This is a genomic window from Acrocarpospora catenulata, from assembly GCF_018476525.1.
In the GTDB taxonomy this organism is placed as follows: Bacteria; Actinomycetota; Actinomycetes; order Streptosporangiales; family Streptosporangiaceae; genus Acrocarpospora; species Acrocarpospora catenulata.
In genome coordinates this window covers 198960-219085 of sequence record NZ_JAHCST010000007.1, presented here as the reverse complement: position 1 = coordinate 219085, position 20126 = coordinate 198960, and the positions used below count along the sequence as shown (strand labels likewise).

The 20126-nt window shown below is 68.6% G+C and carries 18 protein-coding genes and 1 tRNA gene; 16 read left to right on the top strand and 3 right to left on the bottom strand.

Going from position 1 to position 20126, the window contains the following annotated elements; translation table 11 throughout:
- The first annotated feature begins 135 nt into the window (after positions 1-135).
- Entirely contained in the window at positions 136-1794 is a 1659-nt protein-coding gene (locus KIP79_RS09900; RefSeq protein WP_308169642.1) for a S8 family serine peptidase, read from the top strand.
- 48 nt (positions 1795-1842) lie between these two features.
- Positions 1843-2241, top strand: coding sequence for a DUF2784 domain-containing protein (locus KIP79_RS09895; RefSeq protein ID WP_214104398.1), 399 nt, complete (start codon positions 1843-1845; stop codon positions 2239-2241).
- Here KIP79_RS09895 and KIP79_RS09890 read toward each other — a convergent pair.
- On the bottom strand, positions 2208-2927 hold the full coding sequence (locus tag KIP79_RS09890; protein WP_214104397.1) for a hypothetical protein: 720 nt from the start codon (positions 2925-2927) through the stop codon (positions 2208-2210). The two genes, KIP79_RS09895 and KIP79_RS09890, sit on opposite strands and share 34 nt — an antisense overlap.
- 238 nt (positions 2928-3165) lie before the next feature.
- Between KIP79_RS09890 and pyk the strand changes: the two genes are divergently transcribed.
- Positions 3166-4599 (top strand): pyruvate kinase, encoded by a 1434-nt coding sequence (gene pyk / locus KIP79_RS09885; protein WP_214104396.1) that lies wholly within the window; start codon positions 3166-3168, stop codon positions 4597-4599.
- 262 nt (positions 4600-4861) lie between these two features.
- Here the strand turns inward: pyk and KIP79_RS09880 are convergent.
- Positions 4862-4934, bottom strand: a tRNA-Leu gene (locus tag KIP79_RS09880).
- A gap of 323 nt (positions 4935-5257) precedes the next feature.
- Between KIP79_RS09880 and KIP79_RS09875 the strand changes: the two genes are divergently transcribed.
- From KIP79_RS09875 to KIP79_RS09845, 8 genes are all read left to right on the top strand, one after another.
- Complete coding sequence (locus tag KIP79_RS09875; RefSeq protein ID WP_308169641.1) at positions 5258-5845, top strand: ANTAR domain-containing response regulator; 588 nt, start codon at positions 5258-5260, stop codon at positions 5843-5845.
- 190 nt (positions 5846-6035) lie between these two features.
- Complete coding sequence (locus KIP79_RS09870; protein WP_214104395.1) at positions 6036-7328, top strand: ABC transporter substrate-binding protein; 1293 nt, start codon at positions 6036-6038, stop codon at positions 7326-7328.
- 186 nt (positions 7329-7514) lie between these two features.
- A complete protein-coding gene (locus KIP79_RS09865) occupies positions 7515-8807 on the top strand; it encodes a branched-chain amino acid ABC transporter permease (protein ID WP_250212951.1) in 1293 nt (430 codons plus the stop codon).
- 10 nt (positions 8808-8817) lie between these two features.
- On the top strand, positions 8818-9804 hold the full coding sequence (locus tag KIP79_RS09860; RefSeq protein WP_214104394.1) for a branched-chain amino acid ABC transporter permease: 987 nt from the start codon (positions 8818-8820) through the stop codon (positions 9802-9804).
- Positions 9794-10732 (top strand): ABC transporter ATP-binding protein, encoded by a 939-nt coding sequence (locus KIP79_RS09855; protein ID WP_214104393.1) that lies wholly within the window; start codon positions 9794-9796, stop codon positions 10730-10732. The genes KIP79_RS09860 and KIP79_RS09855 overlap by 11 nt, the downstream gene beginning before the upstream one ends.
- Positions 10729-11511: an ABC transporter ATP-binding protein gene (locus KIP79_RS09850; RefSeq protein WP_214104392.1), complete on the top strand. Its 783-nt coding sequence runs from the start codon at positions 10729-10731 to the stop codon at positions 11509-11511. The genes KIP79_RS09855 and KIP79_RS09850 overlap by 4 nt, the downstream gene beginning before the upstream one ends.
- A 258-nt stretch (positions 11512-11769) precedes the next feature.
- A complete protein-coding gene (locus tag KIP79_RS46685; protein WP_250212950.1) occupies positions 11770-11955 on the top strand; it encodes a glycosyltransferase in 186 nt (61 codons plus the stop codon).
- Positions 11952-12704: a glycosyltransferase gene (locus tag KIP79_RS09845; RefSeq protein WP_250212949.1), complete on the top strand. Its 753-nt coding sequence runs from the start codon at positions 11952-11954 to the stop codon at positions 12702-12704. The genes KIP79_RS46685 and KIP79_RS09845 overlap by 4 nt, the downstream gene beginning before the upstream one ends.
- A gap of 221 nt (positions 12705-12925) precedes the next feature.
- On the opposite strand, the gene KIP79_RS09840 is transcribed toward KIP79_RS09845, so the two are convergent.
- A complete protein-coding gene (locus KIP79_RS09840; protein WP_214104460.1) occupies positions 12926-13306 on the bottom strand; it encodes a hotdog fold thioesterase in 381 nt (126 codons plus the stop codon).
- Between the two features lie 75 nt (positions 13307-13381).
- On the opposite strand from KIP79_RS09840, the gene polA reads away from it, so the two are divergent.
- The 5 genes from polA to coaE all read left to right on the top strand — a co-directional run bounded on the left by polA (position 13382) and on the right by coaE (position 20041).
- On the top strand, positions 13382-16063 hold the full coding sequence (gene polA, locus KIP79_RS09835; protein WP_214104391.1) for a DNA polymerase I: 2682 nt from the start codon (positions 13382-13384) through the stop codon (positions 16061-16063).
- Positions 16064-16114: 51 nt separating this feature from the next.
- Positions 16115-17191, top strand: coding sequence for a polysaccharide deacetylase family protein (locus KIP79_RS09830; RefSeq protein ID WP_214104390.1), 1077 nt, complete (start codon positions 16115-16117; stop codon positions 17189-17191).
- 188 nt (positions 17192-17379) lie between these two features.
- Positions 17380-18846 (top strand): 30S ribosomal protein S1, encoded by a 1467-nt coding sequence (gene rpsA, locus KIP79_RS09825; protein WP_214104389.1) that lies wholly within the window; start codon positions 17380-17382, stop codon positions 18844-18846.
- A gap of 95 nt (positions 18847-18941) precedes the next feature.
- The gene (locus tag KIP79_RS09820; protein WP_214104388.1) at positions 18942-19460 is read left to right on the top strand and encodes a GNAT family N-acetyltransferase; all 519 of its coding nucleotides are present in this window, start codon (positions 18942-18944) and stop codon (positions 19458-19460) included.
- A 2-nt stretch (positions 19461-19462) separates the two neighbouring features.
- A complete protein-coding gene (gene coaE / locus KIP79_RS09815; protein ID WP_214104459.1) occupies positions 19463-20041 on the top strand; it encodes a dephospho-CoA kinase in 579 nt (192 codons plus the stop codon).
- The last annotated feature ends 85 nt before the right edge of the window (positions 20042-20126 follow it).

Below are 20126 nucleotides of genomic sequence, written 5' to 3'. Positions count from 1 at the left end.
CCCCGCCTTTGGCGGGGCGCCGTCCCCATTTATCCGGCATTGGTTTGCTAAAGAGCAAATATCGCGAATGTGTTGAATGGCTTGCGGTTGTCGGGAGCGGGGGAGAAAGATCACATTCGAGCAAGGAGGCTTTAGGTGATCAAGCGGGGGCGGGCTACCCGGGTTCTGGGGCAGAGCGGGGTGGCCATGATGGTGGCCGCGGTGACGGCGTGCTCGGGAGCGGGCCCTGGGACGGCGGCGGACGGATCCTCCCGTGAGGAGTACCTGGTCTTCTACGCCCCCGGCCAGCGGGACGCCGCCGCGACGGCCGTCACCGGTGCCGGGGCCTCCGTCGAGGCCGATGACCCCCGCCTCGGCTACCTGGTCGTCCACGCCGCCCCCGCGATCCGCCTGGACACCGTCCCGGCCGTGGTCGCCGTGGCCGCCAACCGCCGCATCGGCGCCACCACCCGGGCCCGCTGGGAGTCCCGCAAGGAGCAGGCCGTCATCCCGAACGCCCGGGAGGCCGCCGCCGTCGCCCCCGAACCCCTTGCCTCCCGCCAGTGGGACATGAAGATGATCGGCGCCACCCCCACCGGCTCGTACGCCAGGGAGCGCGGCAGCCACAAGGTCCTGGTCGGCGTCATCGACACCGGCATCGACGGCAAACACCCCGACATCGCCCCCAACTTCAACCGCGCGCTGAGCCGCAACTTCGTCATCGACCGGCCCACGGACTCCAACGGCAAGAAATTCGACGGCCCCTGCGAGTACAAGGGCTGCAAGGATCCCGCCGACGTCGACGACGAGGGCCACGGCACCCATGTGGCCAGCACCATCGGCTCCCCGCTGAACGGCATCGGCATCGGCGGCGTCGCGCCCGGGGTCTCCCTGGTCAACCTGCGGGCCGGGCACGACTCCGGTTTCTTCTTCCTGAAGCCGACCATGGACGCGCTCGCGTACGCGGGCGACACCGGCATCGACGTGGTCAACATGTCGTTCTATGTCGACCCGTGGACGTTCAACTGCCCGGCCAACCCCGCCGACTCCCCGGCCGAGCAGGCCGAGCAGCGCGGCATCCTGGAGGGCATGCGGCGGGCCGTCGCCTACGCCCGCACCCGCGGCGTGACCCTGATCAGCGCCATCGGCAACGGCGCCACCGACCTGGGGCACCCGACCGCGGACCAGGCCAGCCCCGACTACCCGCTGGGCGCCGAGCGGACCCGCAAGGTGGACAACACCTGCCTGAACGTGCCGGCCGAGCTGAACGGGGTGATCTCGGTCTCCTCGGTCGGGCCGAGCGGGCGCAAGTCGTCCTTCTCCGACTACGGCATCGAGCAGACCGACGTGGCCGCGCCCGGCGGGGACCTGCTCGACAACGGCACCTCGATCAAGGGCATCCGGCGGGCCATCCTGGCCGCCGCCCCCGAGCACGCGCTCCGCGCCAAGAAGATGATCGACAAGCAGGGCCGTCCCAAGGACGGCTCGGTGGTCAGGGACTGCCGGCGGGGCACCTGCTCCTACTACCAGTACCTGGAGGGCACCTCCATGGCCGCGCCGCACGTCACCGGGGTGGTGGCGCTGCTGGTGGCCCGGTTCGGCAAGCCCGGCAGGGGCGGTCTCGCACTGAACCCGGCGACCGCGGAGCGGCTGCTGTACGCCTCGGCCAAGCCCCGGCCCTGCCCCACGCCGCGCGCTTTCCGGTACTCGGCCGGCGAGGTGCAGACTTGTGAGGGAGGGGCGAAGAAGAACGGGTTCTTCGGGCATGGGGTGGTCAACGCGCTCCGGGCGGTGTCCCTACCCATCGACAGGTGAGTAGCCGGGCTCAGGCCCCGGGCGCCGCTCCCGCCCTAACGTGAAGTCATGATTTATCGGGTTATCTGGGAATGCACGATGGTGGTGCACTTCCTCGTCATCGCGTACATGGGGCTGGGGGGCTTCCTGGCCTGGCGGTGGCCCCGGCTGATCTGGCCGCACCTGGGGTTCGCGGTCTGGGGGCTGGTGCAGCTCACCGGCGCGGTGGAATGCCCGCTCACCGCGCTGGAGAACTGGGGGCGGACCCGGGCGGGGGAGCACGCCCTGGCGCCCGGCGGCTTCATCGACACCTACATCGAGGGGGTGGTCTACCCAGCCTCCTACGTCTGGCTTGTCCGGGCGGTGGTGATCGGCACGGTGCTGATCTCCTGGGCCGGGTTCGCCGTGCTCCGCCACCGGGCGCGTACCAGGGTTCAGGTGGGCAGGTCGCACACGTCCACGGCGTAGTTCTGGAACTCCAGGCCGAGCGCGGTCGGCGGCACCACCATCATGTTGTAGATCTCCCCGCCCTCGGTGGCGGCCGCCTGGATCGAGAACAGGACCGCCTGCTTGCTCTCCGCGAACGCGTGCGGATCGCACCGGGTCGGGGTGACCAGCGCCGGGATCTCCAGGCTCGGCCCGGTCAGCACGGCCACCGGGTGGCGCCGGCCGGAGACCGGTTCCAGCCGGTAGTGGGTGGTCCCCAGCAGGTCGTCGATGGTCACCGGCCCGGTCGCGGACCTGCGTTTGACGGTGAGCACACCCCGCAGCCGGTCCCCGTCCCGGGTCCAGGCCGGCCCGAAGGCCACCTCGACCGCCTGGGACAGGATGTAGCTCGCGCACTCGGTGTGCACCAGGCGGGTCAGCAGGGGATCGGTGGCCGGGATCGGGAAGCGCACCTCCCGCGAGGGCCCGTCCCCGGCCCGCATCCGCATCACCACGGTGGCGGGCTTGGCCGGCGGGATCTTTTCGGGGTCGCAGCGGGCCGGGCCGTACGGGATGGACAGGTCGGTCCGCGGGGTGCGGCCGAGCGGCATGTCCCAGCGGCGGAAGGGGACCGTTTCAAACGAGTCGCTGACCAACTGCAGCTCTTCCACCAAGATCGTGACAGGGCCGGTGTTGGTGACCGCCACCGACAGCTTGTGCAGCGGCACGTCCGAACGCCACTGCTGCAAGGAGACCGAAACGCCGGTTGGGGGCCCGGGAGATTCGGTAGCCTGGGCACCGCACGCGAGGACGCCGAACAGTGTCGAGACGGCAGCTAACCTTATGAAATACCCCATGTGGGGAAAGGCTAGGTCACCGTGGCGATCGCGTGAAGTCACTGACAATTTGGCCACAGCAATAGAAGCCGTCACTATCAAGTGGTCTGGACCAATTAGGCTAGGAGCCGTGAGCCGTCGAGCAAAGATCGTCTGTACCCTAGGTCCCGCCACCTCCTCACCGGAACGTCTCCGCGAACTGATCGCGGCCGGTATGGACGTGGCGCGATTCAACCTCTCCCACGGCAGCCATGAGCTGCACCAGGAGATCCTCGACCGGGTACGGGAGGCGGCCGCCGACTGCGGTCGCGCCGTCGGCGTCCTCGCCGACCTGCAGGGCCCCAAGATCCGCGTCGGCAAGTTCGCCTCCGGGCCGGTACGGCTCGGCGTGGGCGACGTCCTGACGATCACCACCGAAGACGTGCCGGGCGACCGCGACATCGTCTCCACGACCTACAAGGGCCTCCCCGGGGACGTGAACCCCGGCGACACCATCCTGGTCGACGACGGCCGTCTCAACCTCCAGGTCACCAAGGTGGACGGCCCCAGGGTCACCACCCGGGTCGTGGTGGGCGGCATGATCTCCGACAACAAGGGCCTCAACCTGCCCGGCGTCGCGGTCAGCGCCCCCGCCCTCACCGAGAAGGACGAGGAGGACCTGCGCTGGGCCCTGCGCGCCGGCTTCGACATGATCGCGCTGTCCTTCGTCCGGGCTCCCGAGGACGCCGTGATCGTGCACAAGATCATGGACGAGGAGGGCGTACGCCTGCCGCTCCTGGCCAAGGTCGAGAAGCCGCAGGCGGTGGAGCGCCTCGAAGAGATCATCGACGCCTTCGACGGCGTCATGGTGGCCCGCGGCGACCTCGGCGTGGAACTGCCGCTGGAGCAGGTGCCGATCGTGCAGCGCCGGATCATCGAGCTCTGCCGGGAGAAGGCGCACCCCGTCATCGTCGCCACTCAGATGCTCGACTCGATGATGAGCGCCCCCCGGCCCACCCGCGCCGAGGCCTCCGACGTGGCCTACGCGGTGATGGACGGCGCCGACGCGGTGATGCTCTCCGGTGAGACCTCGGTCGGCAGCTATCCCACCGAGGCCGTCTCCACCATGGCCCGCATCGCGATCGCCGCCGAGAGCGCCACCCTGCACGCCACCCACAACCTCGACCGGCTGCCCGAGACCACCGGCGGCGCCATCGCCCGCGCCGCCGCCGAGGTCGGGGCCATCGTCGGCGCCCGGGCCCTGGTCGCCTTCACCATGTCCGGCGAAACCGCCCGCCGCCTGGCCCGCTACCGCAGCCCGATCCCGCTGATCGCCTTCACCTCCAACCCCCAGATCGTCGGCCAGCTGGCCCTGACCTGGGGCGTGCAAACCTTCGAAGTCCCCTTCGTCCACCACACCGACGACATGGTCCGCCAGGTGGAAGCCTCCCTCCTGGCCTTGGGCGACTTCGAAAAGGGCGACAAAATCGTCATCGTCGCCGGCTCCCCCCCAGGCAACCCAGGCTCCACCAACGCCCTCCGCGTCCACACCATCGGCTCCGCGGTAGCCCACCCCTCCGCCTAACCCACGGTTCCACCGGAAAGCGCACCACCTCCCCGGCGGTGCGCTTTCCCCTTTCACAAGGGCACACCATCTGATCTCAAAGGCGACCACGCCACTAAACCCACCCAACCACGGCAATCATCGACCATGGTCATATGTGGGGTTTGCCCGGCCGCTGCCGGTGTCTGGACTGAGTGGAGGGAGCGCCAGCGACCGGAGGGAGGGAAGACACCGGCTGCGGAGCGGCCGGGCCGGCGAGCCGGAGGCTCGCCCATAAGCACAGTGCCCTGAGTGGGATTCGAACCCACACTAGATGGTGTTTGAGACCATTTCCTCTGCCGTTGGGATATCAGGGCTAACGGGAACCAGACGTCTCATCATTATCGCCACTGGCCCCCGGGCGTGGTCCTAATTTGACGTGCTCTCCAGCATGAGCCGGAGATTCAGCCGCACCGCGTCACGCGGAGCCGCTGTGGCTTCCTGCTTCACCGACCTGTGCCACCGAAGTGGTCTTCCCAGGTCTCCACAGGCTTTCGAGCCCCGGAGGACTCCGTTCCCGCCCGTCCGACGGTACCTGACGGGGTCACTCTACCGGACGTTGATCCGTCCTGGCGGCGAATCGGCCCTTCCTGTCACCGCCGGGCGGACGATTCCGGCGGACATCGGTAACCTCTAGTGCGTGACAGGAACGCAGCGGCGAGTGGTGATCGCGGAAGACGAGGCGCTGATTCGCCTCGACCTGAAGGAGATGCTGGAAGAGGACGGCTACGCGGTCGTCGGGGAGGCGGGCGACGGCGAGACCGCTGTGAAACTCGCCACCGAGCTACGCCCTGATCTGGTCATCCTGGATGTGAAGATGCCCGTCCTGGACGGTATCTCGGCGGCCGAGCAGATCGTCTCCGAGCGGATCGCCCCCTGCCTGATCCTCACCGCGTTCTCCCAGCGTGACCTGGTCGAGCGTGCCAGGGACGCGGGCGCCATGGCGTACCTGGTGAAGCCGTTCACCAAGGGTGACCTGGTTCCGGCGATCGAGATGGCGGTCAGCAGGCACGAGGAGATCGCCGCCCTGGAGAAGGAGGTCACCACGCTCTCCGAGCGTCTGGAGACCAGGAAGCTGGTGGAGCGGGCGAAGGGCCTGCTGATGGCCCAGCACGGCTGGACGGAGCCGCAGGCGTTCCGGTGGATCCAGAAGGCCTCGATGGACCGCCGTCTGAGCATGCGCCAGGTCGCGCAGGTGGTCGTTTCGGAGTCGTCTGGTACCCCTTGACCGTTTGTGTGGGACGGATGAGACGGCCGTCGCTAAGTTGAGGACTTATTACGACTCCGCATCCAAGTGCCCTCAGTTCTGATGCACCGCTGGTCAGGGCAATGTCGGGTTATGTACGTTTCCAGCATTCGATACGGGCCCGCGTCGGCTGCGCCGCTGCGTCCCGGGCATGGATGAAGGAGAACACTGCATGATCCGCATTGCCCCCATCGGGCGCGCGCTGGCGGTCGCCACTGCGGCCAGCCTTGCCCTCACGGCCTGTGGTGGTGGGGAGGAGACCGCCGCGCCGGCGTCTTCAGCGCCTGCCGAGACCACGACCTCGGCGGCCGCCCCTGCGGCCGGTGGCGACGGCGTCCTCACGATCGGCGCGTTGCTCCCGCAGACCGGTGACCTCGCCTTCCTTGGCCCGCCGGAGTTCGCCGGTGTGAAGCTGGCCGTCAAGGAGATCAACGAGGCGGGCGGCGTCCTCGGTAAGCCGGTCGTCGAGATCGACACCGACTCGGGTGACACCAAGACCGACATTGCCTCGCAGTCGGTGGACAAGCTGCTGGCCCAGAACACCGACGTCATCATCGGCGCGGCGTCCTCCGGTGTCTCCAAGACGGTGATCGACAAGATCACGAACGCTGGTGTGGTGCAGTTCTCGCCCGCGAACACCTCCCCCGAGTTCACCACCTACCCCGACAAGGGCCTGTACTTCCGTACCGCGCCCTCCGACGTGCTCCAGGGCCGGGTGCTCGGCGACCTGATCCTGCAGGACGGCAGCGACACCGTGGCGATCCTGAACCGTCAGGACTCCTACGGCAACGGCCTCGCCGACGAGGTCGAGAAGTCGGTGAGCGGCGGCGGCGGCCAGATCGTGGCCAAGACCCCCTACGACCCGGCGGCGGCCGACTTCTCCGCGGACGTGGCGAAGATCAAGGAGGCCAACCCCAAGGCCCTCGCCCTGATCTCGTTCAACGAGACCACGAAGATCATCCCCGAGCTGAAGAAGCAGGGCATCGGCCCGGACAAGATCAAGATCTACTTCGTGGACGGCAACCTGGCCGACTACTCCAAGGACTTCCCGAAGGGCACCCTGGAGGGCGTCAAGGGCACCCTGCCCGGCGCCAAGTCGCCTGACGACTTCCGTCAGAAGCTGCTCGCCGTGGACCCGTCGCTGAAGGACTACAGCTACGCCCCCGAGTCCTACGACGCGACGATCCTGTCCGCCCTGGCCGCCGAGGCCGCCGGCTCCGACGCCGGCACCGCCGTGGCCGGCAAGCTGATCGACGTGAGCAAGGGCGGCGAGAAGTGCACCGACTTCGCGGCCTGCCTCGCCCTGCTCAAGGCCGGCAAGGACATCGACTACGACGGCGTGAGCGGTCCGGTCGAGTTCAGCGACGCCGGTGACCCGTCCGAGGCCACCATCGGCATCTACCAGTACGCCGCTGACAACACCTACGCCAACGTCACCTACCTGTCCGGCAAGGTCGCGGGCTGACGCCCTGACATGCGGTGGTGAAGAGCCCTGGTCACGAGGCCGGGGCTCTTCCCATGACCCGTAAGAAACAAAGGTCACCGATTGGTGACGAAAGGTCCCTATCGGGACCCCGGAGAAATATGCTCCGGCCAAACAAATCAGGCTGGCTGGGCACAACTCGGCCATGACCTAAGTGAGGGAATTGCTTTGCGCAGAGCCGTGATGGTTTTCACGGCCTTCATGGGTGCGCTCCTCTTCGCGCTCGCCTCGCCCGCCTTCGCGGACGGCGAAACGCTCCGGGGCACGCTCCAAAACCAAGGCCAGCCGGTGACCGGCGTTAAGATCACCGTGACCTCGGGAGACGGCCAACCCGTCGGAGAGGCCACGTCGGATGCCGAAGGAAAGTGGGAAGTCCCCGTCCCGGCGGCGGGTAGTTACCAGGTCACCCTCGACCAGGCCACCCTGCCCACCGGCACGGTGCTCAGGCTCAAGGACCGTGCGACGCTCACCGTCCAGGTCTTCGAAGGTAACTACCGCAATGTTTTGTTCGCACTGGCCAGCGGGAACGCGGACGGCAGTGGCGCCCAGCCGGACGACGGCTCGTCGGCGAGCAGCGCGTTCTGGACCCGGGTGGCCCAGTTGGCCTTCGAGGGCCTCAGTCTCGGCCTGGTCATCGCGCTCGGCGCGCTGGGCATCTCCCTGATCTTCGGCACCACCGGCCTCACCAACTTCGCCCATGGCGAGTTGCTCACCGTCGGCGCGTTCGCCGCCCTCGTCCTGAACACCACCCTCGGTCTGCACCTGCTGGTCGCCGCCCCGCTCGCGGTGCTCATCTCGGCCGCCTTCGGGTACGGCCAGGAGCGCTTCTTCTGGGGCCCGCTCCGCAACCGCAAGACCGGCCTGGTGTCGATGATGATCATATCCATCGGCGTGGCGATTTTCCTGCGGTATCTCGTCCTTTTCCTGTTCGGCGGGGAGAACGTCCCGTACGAGCAGTACGTCGCGCAGGACGGCATCCAGCTCGGCCCCATCTCCACCACCCCCAAGGGCCTGATCGCGATGGGCGTGGAGATCGTCGTACTGATCGCGGTCGGCCTCGCGCTGACCTACACCCGGCTGGGCAAGGCGACCAGGGCCGTCTCCGACAACCCCGCGCTGGCCGCATCCTCGGGCATCAACGTGGACCGGATCGTGCGGATCGTCTGGGCGATGGGCGCCGCGGTCGCGGGCCTGGCCGGGATCATGCTGGGCACCACGCAGATCCTCAACTTCCAGATGGGCCAGCAGGTCCTGCTGCTGATGTTCGCCGGAGTGACCCTGGGCGGTCTCGGCACGGCCTTCGGCGCGCTGGTCGGGGCGCTGGTGGTCGGCATGTTCGTGCAGATCTCCACGATCTGGATCCCGCCGGAGCTGAAGACGGTCGGCGCGCTGGCCGTGCTCATCATCGTGCTCCTTGTCAGGCCGCAGGGTATTCTCGGCCGCCGCGAGCGGATCGGTTAGGACGAAGATCATGGATTGGGAACTCATCTTCTCCCGGGCGCTCTCGGCCGGTATCGGCACCGAGGCCGTCATCTACGCGCTCGCCGCGATCGGCCTGAACATCCACTTCGGCTACACCGGCCTGCTCAACTTCGGCCAGGCGGGCTTCCTCGCCGTCGGCGCCTACGGCCTGGCCACCACGATCACCACCTTCGGGCTGCCGTTCTGGCTGGGCGTCACGGTCGGGCTGGTCGGCGCCGTGCTGTTCGCGCTGCTGCTCGGCATCCCCACACTCCGCCTACGCGCCGACTATCTGGCCATCGTCACCATCGCGGCGGCGGAGATAGTCCGGCTGGTGGTGCGCTCGGTGGCGCTGCGGGGGACCTTCGGCGGGACCGACGGCCTGGACTCGTTCTCCGGTGACTTCTACGCGCTGAATCCCTACTCACCGGGCTCCTACGGATTCTGGCTGATCAAGTTCGACCATCGCACCCTGTGGGTGCTGACCGTCGGCTGGATCCTGGTCGCCGCCGCCTGCGCGGTCGTCTACCTGGTCATGAAGAGCCCGTGGGGCCGCGTGCTGAAGGCCATCCGCGAGGACGAGGACGCGGTACGCAGCCTGGGCAAGAACGTCTTCTCGTACAAGATGCAGGCCCTGGTCTTCGGTGGCGTGGTCGGCTCGCTGGCCGGTTTCCTGTTCGCGCTGAGCCGGGCGGCCACCCAGCCCGACCTGTTCAGCACCGAGTTGACCTTCTTCGCCTACACCGTGCTGATCCTCGGCGGGGCGGCCAGGGTGGCCGGTCCCGTGGTCGGTGCGATGATCTTCTGGCTGCTGCTGATCCTGGTCAAGACCGGCATGGAAGAAGCGGTCAACCACCAGGTGATCACTTTCATCACGGTGAACCAGGTGGGCTCGATCAACTACATGCTGGTCGGCCTCGGACTCATCCTCCTGCTGATCTACCGGCCGCAGGGCATCTTCGGCGACAAGAGGGAGATCGCGCTCGATGCACGCTGAAACCGTGAACCGCAGAGCGCAGGCGCAGGCCGCGTTCGCCGAGGTGGCGCCGGAACCCGGCGCGCCCAAGCCGGACCCGATCCTGGTGGTGGACGACGTGATCCGCCGCTTCGGAGGCCTGACCGCGGTCGACGTCAAGCACGTGGAGATCCAGCGCGGTTCGATCACCGCGCTGATCGGCCCCAACGGCGCCGGCAAGACCACCTTCTTCAACCAGCTCACCGGCTTCGACACCGCCGACGCCGGCACCTGGACGTTCAACGGCAGGCAGCTGAACGGCCTGCCCGCCCACAAGGTCGCCCGGCAGGGCATGGTCCGCACCTTCCAGCTCACCAAGGCCCTGTCCAAGCTGACGGTGCTGGAGAACATGCGGCTGGGCGCCCAGAAGCAGCGCGGGGAGAACTTCTTCCGCGCGCTGGTGTCCTCGCTCTGGCAGGGCCAGGAGGACGAGATCACGGTCCGGGCCGAGGAGCTCCTTGAGCGCTTCAAGCTGGACAAGAAGCGGGACGACTTCGCCGGTTCGCTCTCCGGCGGCCAGCGCAAGCTGCTGGAGATGGCCAGGGCCCTGATGGTCGGCCCCGAGCTGGTCATGCTGGACGAGCCGATGGCGGGGGTCAACCCGGCCCTCACCCAGTCGCTGCTCGGCCACGTCAAGGACCTGCGTGAGCAGGGCATGACCGTGCTGTTCGTGGAGCACGACATGGACATGGTCCGCGACATCAGCGACTGGGTGATCGTGATGGCCCAGGGCGCGGTGATCGCCGAGGGCCCGCCTGACACGATCATGGCAGACCCTCGCGTGATCGACGCGTACCTCGGGGCGCACCACGACGCCCCGCTGACCGTGGCCGAGGCCGAGCAGCAGTTGCACGAGGCCGAGGCCGAACTGGAAGCCGAGCTGGTGCCGGAAGTCGAGGAGAAGGCATGAGCGCCGAAGAGTCCAGCGCGGCCGTCATCGACCGCTCCGACCACCTGGCGGGCGCGGCGAACGCGCTGCTCCGGGCCGACGAGCTGTTCGCCGGGTACCTGCCGGGCGTCAACATCCTCAACGGCTGCGACCTGTACGTCGCCAAGGGCGAGCTGATCGGCATCATCGGGCCGAACGGCGCCGGCAAGTCGACCCTGCTGAAGTCCCTGTTCGGCCTGGTCAACATCCGGAAGGGCACGGTCACCCTGAACGGGGAGGACATCACCGGCCTGAAGGCGCACTCGCTGGTGGCCCGCGGCGTCGGTTACGTGCCGCAGACCAACAACGTGTTCCCCAGCCTGACCATCGAGGAGAACCTGGAGATGGGGTCCTTCCAGGTCCCCAAGAAGTTCCGGGAGCGCTTCGAGTTCGTCTGCGAGATCTTCCCGGCGCTCAAGGAGCGGCGCAAGCAGCGCGCCGGGTCGCTGTCCGGTGGCGAACGGCAGATGGTCGCCATGGGGCGGGCGTTGATGACCGAGCCGTCGGTCCTGCTGCTGGACGAGCCGTCGGCGGGCCTGTCTCCCAAGCTGCAGGACCTGGTGTTCATCCAGGCTCAGCAGATCAACCAGGCCGGGGTCACCGTGATCATGGTTGAGCAGAACGCCCGTCGTTGCCTGCAGATCTGTCATCGCGGATACGTCCTGGACCAGGGGCGCAACGCGTACACGGCGAAGGGCAACGAGCTGATCAACGACCCCAAGGTCATCGAACTCTACCTGGGCACTCTCGCCCGGGCCTGATCTTCACGAGGCACCAGCCCTCGTGAAGTCTCCGCCGAAGGATGGACAGGCGGTCCCCAGCCGGACACCGGCTCGGGGCCGCCTGTTCTCGTTCCGGGTGCCGGCACCGTCCATAGCGGCCGACAAAAGGCAAAGGCAAGGAGATGCCACTCCTTGCCACTCTCAACTTATAGCGGGCCGGGGGGCTTGCGGCAAGACCCGGGTCATGCCTCAGCATTGACGGCCGAGGCCAGAACCTGCAGAAATGGGAGATTGCCCATGCGTGTGTTGTTGTCGACCTGGGGGTCGCGTGGGGACGTCGAACCGCTGGCGGCACTCGCGGTGCGGTTGCGGGAACTCGGTGCGGAGGTGCGGGTGTGCGCGCCGCCGGACGAGGAGTTCGTGTCGCTGCTGGCCGGTGCACCGACAACAAGGCGCTGTGGGAGCAGGACGCCCAGCGGGTGAACGCGCTGTACGGCGAGGCGGAGAACAGCCACCGGGCGTCGATCGGCCTGCCACCGGTGGACAACGTCCGTGACTACGTCTTCACCGGCCGGCCGTGGCTGGCGGCGGACCCGATCCTGTGCCCGTGGCAGGAGCCGTCGGATCTCGACGTCGTGCAGACCGGGGCGTGGATCCTGCCGGACGAACGTCCGCTCCCGGAAGAGCTGGCGGCGTTCCTGGACGCCGGCACGCCGCCGGTGTACGTGGGCTTCGGCAGCATGCCCATGCGCGCCTCGGCGGACGTCGCCCAGGTGGCCGTCGAGGCGATCCGCGCGCACGGCCGCCGCGTACTCGTCGCCCGCGGCTGGGCCGACCTGGCCCTGGTCGATGACCGGGACGACTGTTTCGCCGTCGGCGAGGTCAACCATCAGGCACTGTTCGGCCGGGTGGCCGCCGTCGTGCACCACGGCGGCGCGGGCACCACGACGACCGCCGCCCTGGCCGGCGCCCCTCAGGTGGTGGTGCCACAGATCGCGGACCAGCCGTACTGGGCCGGCCGGGTGGCCGAGCTGGGCATCGGCGCGGCGCACGACGGCCCGACGCCAACCTTCGACTCCCTGTCCGCCGCGCTCAGCACGGCCCTGACCCCCGAGACGCGGGCACGAGCGAGAGCCGTGGCCGGCGAAGTCCGCACCGACGGAGCGATGGTGGCCGCGAAACTGCTACTCGACGCGGTTTTCGGTCCTCAGTCCGCCGGTAACGCGGAATGAGCCCGTGGTACGCCTTTGGGACCATGCACCACTTCCCCGGCGATGCACGTTGTCTACTCGGTTTCCCACGGGCTCTGGGGGGTCTACCGTAGCGACCCCAGTGGCGGATGCGCAAAGAGAGCGACCAGAATGTTGCGATTTATGGTCCCTCTGGGCGGGTTTTTCGGTCGCTCGCCCGGCCGCTCAGGCGCCCCGCGTCATCTCCGGCGTCCCGAGCCGTCTCAGGCGTCCCGCAACATGCAGGTGAGCCGCGAGGTGCAGACCAGCCGCCCCTGCTCATCGGTGATCTCGATCTGGTAGGTGGCGAGCGTGCGCCCCCCGTGCACGCGGGTGGCCGCGGCGGTGACGTACCCGGCGGTCGCCGAACGGTGGTGGGTGGCGTTGATCTCGATGCCCACCGCGATCCGCCCGGCCCCGGCGTGCAGGGACGCGCCGATCGACCCGCACGTCTCGGCCAGCACCACCGAGGCGCCGCCGTGCAGCAGGCCGTACGGCTGGGTGTTGCCGTGGACCGGCATGCGGGCGACCACCCGCTCCGCCGACGCCTCCAGGAACTCGATGCCCATCCGGCCGGGCAGGTGATCGGTCCCGGCCTCGTTCATGAGTGCCACGAGCTCTTGGGTCAAGGCTCTTCCTTCCGCGGGGTTTCTGTCGTAGGGGCAGACTAGGCTGCTCGTGTGCCGAAGAACGAAGCCACCCCCACCCGTCCCCGTCTCCTGCTCCTGGACGGGCATTCGCTGGCGTACCGGGCGTTCTACGCGCTGAAGGACGCCAACCTGATGACCACCGACGGCCAGCACACCGAGGCGGTGTACGGCTTCACCTCGATGCTCACCAACATTCTCCGGGACGAGCAGCCCACCCACATCGTGGTCTGCTTCGACCGGAGCGAGCCCACCTTCCGGCACGAGGCGTTCGCGGCCTACAAGGCCAACCGCTCCGAGACCCCCGAGGACTTCCGCGGCCAGGTCCAGCTCATCTTCGAACTGCTGGACGCGCTCCAGATCAGCCGCCTCTCGGTGCCCGGCTACGAGGCCGACGACCTAATCGCAACCCTGGCGAGCCAGGCCGCCGCCGAGGGCATGGACGTGCTCATCGTCACCGGCGACCGCGACGCCCTCCAGCTCGTCGACGACCGGGTCACCGTGCTGATGACCCGGCGCGGCATCAGCGACATGACCCGCTTCACCCCCGAGGCGGTCCGGGAGAAGTACGGGCTGAGCCCCGTCCAGTACCCCGACTTCGCCGCGCTCCGCGGCGACCCGAGCGACAACCTGCCGAGCATCCCCAGTGTGGGGGAGAAGACCGCGATCAAGTGGATCGCCGACTTCGGCTCCCTGGACGAGCTGGTCCGCCGGGCCGACGAGGTCAAGGGCAAGGTGGGCGAGAAGCTCAGGGAGCACCTCGGCCAGGTGATCCACAACCGCATGCTGACCGAGCTCAAGCGGGACGTCGCGCTGGAGGTGCGCCCCGCGGGGCTGACCATGGGCCAGTGGGACCGGGAGAAGATCAACGAGCTGCTCGACTCCCTGCAGATCCGGGGCGAGCTGCGCGAGCGCCTGTTCAAGACGCTGGGCACCGCCGAGGGCGAGATCAAGGGCGGGGTCGAGGTGGAGGTCACCACGCTCGGGCCCGGCGAGGTGGCGGCCTGGCTGTCGGCGCTGCCCGAGGGGCGGTGCGGGCTCGCCTTCAAGGGCGCCTGGGGGAGCGGCACCGGCCGCCTGGAGGGCGTCGCCGTCGCCTCTCCGGACGGCTCGGCGGGCTACCTGGACCCCACCCAGCTCACCGCGGAGGACGAGGGCGCCCTGGCCGCCTTCCTGGCCGACGAGAAGCGCCCGAAGGCCGTGCACGACGCCAAGGGCCCCCTGCTGGCGCTCTGGGCGCACGGGATGGACCTGCGCGGCCTGACCTGTGACACCGCGCTGGCGGCCTACCTGGCGCTGCCCGGGCAGAAGTCCTTCCCGCTGGAGGATCTGGTCCGCCGCTACCTGCACCGCGAGCTGCTGCCGGAGAGCGAGGCCGGGGGCCAGACCAGCCTGTTCGAGACCGACGACAGCGCCGCCCAGGAGCTCGGCATGCGCGCCCAGGCGGTGCACGACCTGGCCGTGGCGCTGGAGGAGCACCTGTCGGCCCGCGGCGGCACCCGGCTGGTGACCGAGGTGGAGCTGCCCCTGGTCCGGGTGCTGGCCGAGGTCGAGCGGGCCGGAATCGCCGCCGACCGGGAGTACTTCGCCGCCCTGGAGGCCGAGTTCGCCGCCGCCGTCAAGCAGGCCGTGGAGGCCGCGCACGCCTCGGTGGGGGAGCAGTTCAACCTCGGCTCGCCCAAGCAGCTCCAGGAGATCCTGTTCACCCGGCTCAACCTGCCCAAGACCAAGAAGACCAAGACCGGCTACACCACCGACGCCGACGCCCTGGTCTGGCTGGCCGCGCAGACCGAGCACGAGCTGCCCACCATCATGCTCCGCCACCGCGACCAGCAGAAGCTGCGCACCACGGTGGAGGGCCTGATCAAGGAGATCGGCGACGACGGGCGCATCCACACCACCTTCAACCAGATCGTGGCGGCCACCGGGCGGCTGTCCAGCGAGAAGCCCAACCTGCAGAACATCCCGATCCGCACCGCGGAGGGCCGCCGCATCCGGAAGGGCTTCGTGGTCGGCGAGGGCTACGAGACCCTGCTCACCGCCGACTACAGCCAGATCGAGCTGCGCATCATGGCCGACCTGTCCGGCGACGCCTCGCTGATCGAGGCCTTCGAGTCCGGCCACGACTTCCACCTGGCCACCGCGGCCAAGGTTTTCGACGTCGGCCCGGGTGACGTCACCGGCGAGATGCGGGCCAAGATCAAGGCGATGAACTACGGGCTCGCCTACGGCCTGTCCGACTTCGGGCTCTCCGGGCAGCTGAACATCCCGGTGGCCGAGGCGCGGGCGCTCAAGGACGGCTACTTCGAGGAGTTCGGCGGGGTCCGCGACTACCTTGAGGCGATCGTGGCGCAGGCCCGCAAGGACGGCTACACCGAGACCATCCTCGGCCGCCGCCGCTACCTGCCCGACCTGACCAGCGACAACCGGCAGCGGCGGGAGATGGCCGAGCGGATGGCGCTGAACGCGCCCATCCAGGGCTCGGCCGCCGACATCATCAAGGTGGCCATGCTCAACGTCCAGCGGGCCATCCGGGGCATGCGCTCCCGCATGCTGCTCCAGGTCCACGACGAGCTGGTCTTCGAGGTCGCCCCCGGCGAGCTGGCCGAGCTCATGGAGCTGGTGGTCGCCCAGATGCGCGGGGCCTACCGGCTGCGGGTGCCGCTGGACGTGTCCACCGGCGTCGGGCCCACCTGGGAGGACGCCGGCCACTGACCCGGCTTTCGCCGCCCGGTTGGCTGGGCCCCCAGCTAACGCTAGGGTCGGATGACTGTGCGGAAGTTAGCCGGGGTGACCGCCGTCGCCAACGTGGTCGTCGTGGCGACCGGGCTGGTCGTCCTGGCGTTGCTCCCGGCTGCCGACAACCGGGCCGCGCCGAAGGAGCCCGCGGCCTCGCCGTCCCCCACGTTGCCCGCGCCCACGCTGCCCCCGCCCACCCCGGCCACCGTGGAGTCGGCCCGCAAGGTCAAGGCCAACGAGCTGGGCCAGGTGCCCGTGCTGATGTACCACCGCATCCAGAAGAAGCGGCTGGCCTCCATCGACCGGACCCCGGCGCAGCTCAAGAGCGAGCTGGAGAAGCTGGCCAAGCGCGGGTTCGTGCCGATCACGGCGGCCGAGTTCGTGGCCGGGGAGATCAACATCCCGGCCGGCGCCCACCCGGTGGTGCTCACCTTCGACGACGGCAGCCCGTCCCACTTCGCCCTGGACGCGCGGGGGCTGCCCAAGAAGGACACCGCGATCGGGATCATCTTCGAGGTGGCGGCCAAGTATCCGGCCTTCCGGCCGGTGGCCACGTTGTGGATCAACGGCACGCCGTTCGGCCTGACCGCGGAGGCCGAGCAGGCCAGGGCCGTACGGTGGCTGCTGGACCACGGGTTCGAGGTGGGCAACCACACCTACAGCCACCCGGACCTGCGGCGCCTGCCGCCCAAGAAGGTCAGCGAGCAGATCGTGCGCCAGGAGCGGCTGCTGCGCAAGCTCGGCGTGACCTCCTCCACCACCTTCGCGCTGCCGTTCGGGTCCCGGCCGAGGAAGGCCGGCGTGGCCCATGACGGAAAGTGGGACGGGACCAAGTATCATTTCGACGGTGTCTTCCTGGCGGGGGCGCAGCCGTCGGTGTCGCCGTTCGACAAGGGCTTCGACCGGTGGGCGATCCAGCGCATCCAGTCCAACGGGACGGCGGGGGACTGCCGGAAGTGGTGCTCGACGTACTGGCTGGAGTGGTTCCAGAAGCACCCGGGAAAGCTTTACACGGCCGACGGGGATCCGGAGAGCCTCTCCCTTCCGGAAAGCCTTCGGGATGATATAGGTTCAAAGTGGTCAAAAAAGGTCATCGTGTACTAAGGGACTTGTGAGGCCCTCCGATTGACCAGAACCGTCAGGTCTCATATGCTGATCGCTGCGCTGTGGGCTCGCGCGCGCCTCAAAGGGAGCGGGCTCGCGCTCGCTCATCCCTTCCGACGGTTGAACGAAACAGGGCCTGCCGCGCTTCGGTCACAACGACATCTGTCCGGTTCGGAGCAATTCCACACATGACGAGCAGCACTGAGGCCACCTCGAGCACCCCGCAGGTAGCGGTCAACGACATCGGTTCCGAGGAGGCCTTCCTCGCCGCGATCGACGAGACCATCAAGTACTTCAACGACGGAGACATCGTTGAAGGCACCGTTGTCAAGGTCGATCGAGACGAGGTCTTGCTCGACATCGGCTACAAGACCGAGGGTGTCATCCCGTCCCGCGAGCTCTCCATCAAGCACGACGTCGACCCGGCTGAGGTCGTCGCCGTGGGCGAGCACGTCGAGGCCCTGGTTCTCCAGAAGGAGGACAAGGAAGGCCGCCTGATCCTGTCCAAGAAGCGCGCCCAGTACGAGCGCGCCTGGGGCACCATCGAGAAGATCAAGGACGAGGACGGTATCGTCACCGGCACCGTCATCGAGGTCGTCAAGGGCGGTCTCATCCTCGACATCGGTCTTCGCGGCTTCCTCCCGGCCTCCCTGGTCGAGATGCGCCGGGTCCGCGACCTCCAGCCGTACGTGGGGCGCGAGCTCGAGGCCAAGATCATAGAGCTGGACAAGAACCGCAACAACGTGGTGCTCTCCCGCCGCGCCTGGCTGGAGCAGACCCAGTCCGAGGTTCGCCAGACCTTCCTCAACACCCTGCAGAAGGGCCAGGTCCGCAAGGGCGTCGTCTCCTCGATCGTCAACTTCGGTGCGTTCGTGGACCTCGGCGGCGTGGACGGCCTGGTGCACGTCTCCGAGCTGTCCTGGAAGCACATCGACCACCCCTCCGAGGTCGTCGAGGTCGGCCAGGAGGTCACCGTCGAGGTGCTCGACGTGGACATGGAGCGCGAGCGCGTCTCCCTCTCGCTCAAGGCCACCCAGGAAGACCCGTGGCAGCAGTTCGCCCGGACCCACCAGATCGGCCAGGTCGTGCCCGGCCGGGTCACCAAGCTGGTGCCGTTCGGTGCGTTCGTCCGGGTCGAGGAGGGCATCGAGGGTCTGGTCCACATCTCCGAGCTGGCCGAGCGGCACGTCGAGATCCCCGAGCAGGTCGTCCAGGTCGGCGACGAGATCTTCGTGAAGATCATCGACATCGACCTCGACCGGCGCCGCATCTCGCTGTCCCTCAAGCAGGCCAACGAGGGCGCCGGCGTGGACGTCGAGTTCGACCCCACGCTGTACGGCATGGCCGCCACCTACGACGACCAGGGCAACTACATCTACCCCGAGGGCTTCGACGCCGAGACCGGCGAGTGGCTCGAGGGCTTCGACAAGCAGCGCGAGGAGTGGGAGCGGCAGTACGCCGAGGCCCAGGCCCGCTTCGAGGCGCACAAGAACCAGGTCGAGAAGGCCCGCGCCGAAGAGGCCGAGGCCAGCGAGGCCGCCCCGTCCAGCTACTCCGGCGAGACTCCGGCCCAGTCGGCCTCCTCCGGTGGCGCTCTCGCCTCCGACGAGGCGCTGGCCGCCCTCCGGGAGAAGCTCGCGGGTGGGCAGAGCTAACTCTTGTTTCGGGAAAAGCCCCGCTCCGGCGGGGCTTTTTTCGGCCCTCCTTCTGATCTACTTTGTAAAGGCGCCCGCTCGGCCGCGTACCCGCGATGAGCGGTAAGGTGGCGCGCGTGCCGGACATCGAGCGGGCCCTGCCCGAGGACGCGGGGGAGATCCTCACCCTCCAGCGTGCCGCCTACGTGAGCGAGGCCCAGCTCTACGGGGATCCGTTCATCGCGCCCCTGGTCGAGTCGCTGGAGCAACTCCGCAAGGTGGTCGAGAGCGCCGTCGTGCTCAAGGCCGTCGCGGGCGCGCGGATCGTCGGCGCGGTGCGCGGGCAGCTCTCCGAGCCCGGTGACCAGGGCACCCGCACCTGCGTGGCCGGGCGGCTGGTCGTCGCCCCCGACCTCCAGGGACAGGGTGTCGGGACCGCGCTGCTCACCGCCCTGCACGCCGCCGTGCTGGCCGAACACCCGCAGACCCATGCCTTCGACCTGTTCACCGGCCACCTCTCCGACGGCAACCTGCGCCTCTACCGCCGCCTCGGCTACCGCGAGACCCGCAGGGAACGCCTCCAGGACCACCTGACCCTGGTCCATCTGCGGCGCCCCGCTAGGCTGCCGTCGTGAAGATCGGACTCACCGGCGGGATCGGGTCGGGCAAGAGCGAGGTCGCCAGACGCCTGGCCGCCAAGGGCGCGTTCGTGATCGACGCCGACCAGATCGCCCGTGAGGTCGTGGCGCCCGGCACCCTTGGCCTGGCCGAGATCATCGACGCCTTCGGCTCCGGCGTCCTCCACCCCGACGGCGCGCTCAACCGCGAAGCCCTCGGCAAAATCGTCTTCAACGATCCGCAAAAGCTCGCTCAACTCAACGCCATAGTCCACCCCAAGGTCGGCGCCCGGGTGGCCGAGCTCCAGGCCGCCGCCCCACCCGACGCCATCGTGGTCTACGACGTCCCTCTCCTCGCCGAGAACAACCTCGCCCACCTCTACGACAAGATCATCGTCGTAGACGCCGACGACAGCACCCGCCTCACCCGCCTCACCACCCACCGCAACATGCCCCCCGAGGACGCCCGCTCCCGGATGGCCGCCCAGTCCACCCGGGAAGCCCGGCTCGCCCTCGCCGACATAGTGATCGACAACAACGGCTCCCTGGACGCCCTCGACACCCAGGTCACAAAGGTCTGGGACGAACTAACGCAATAGCGACTCTTAGGTAACTGCTGCCCCAGATTGCTGGTATCGCGTACCTCCCCGTAGCCCCTGGCTAACCTCTGAAGGGGGCCGTCGT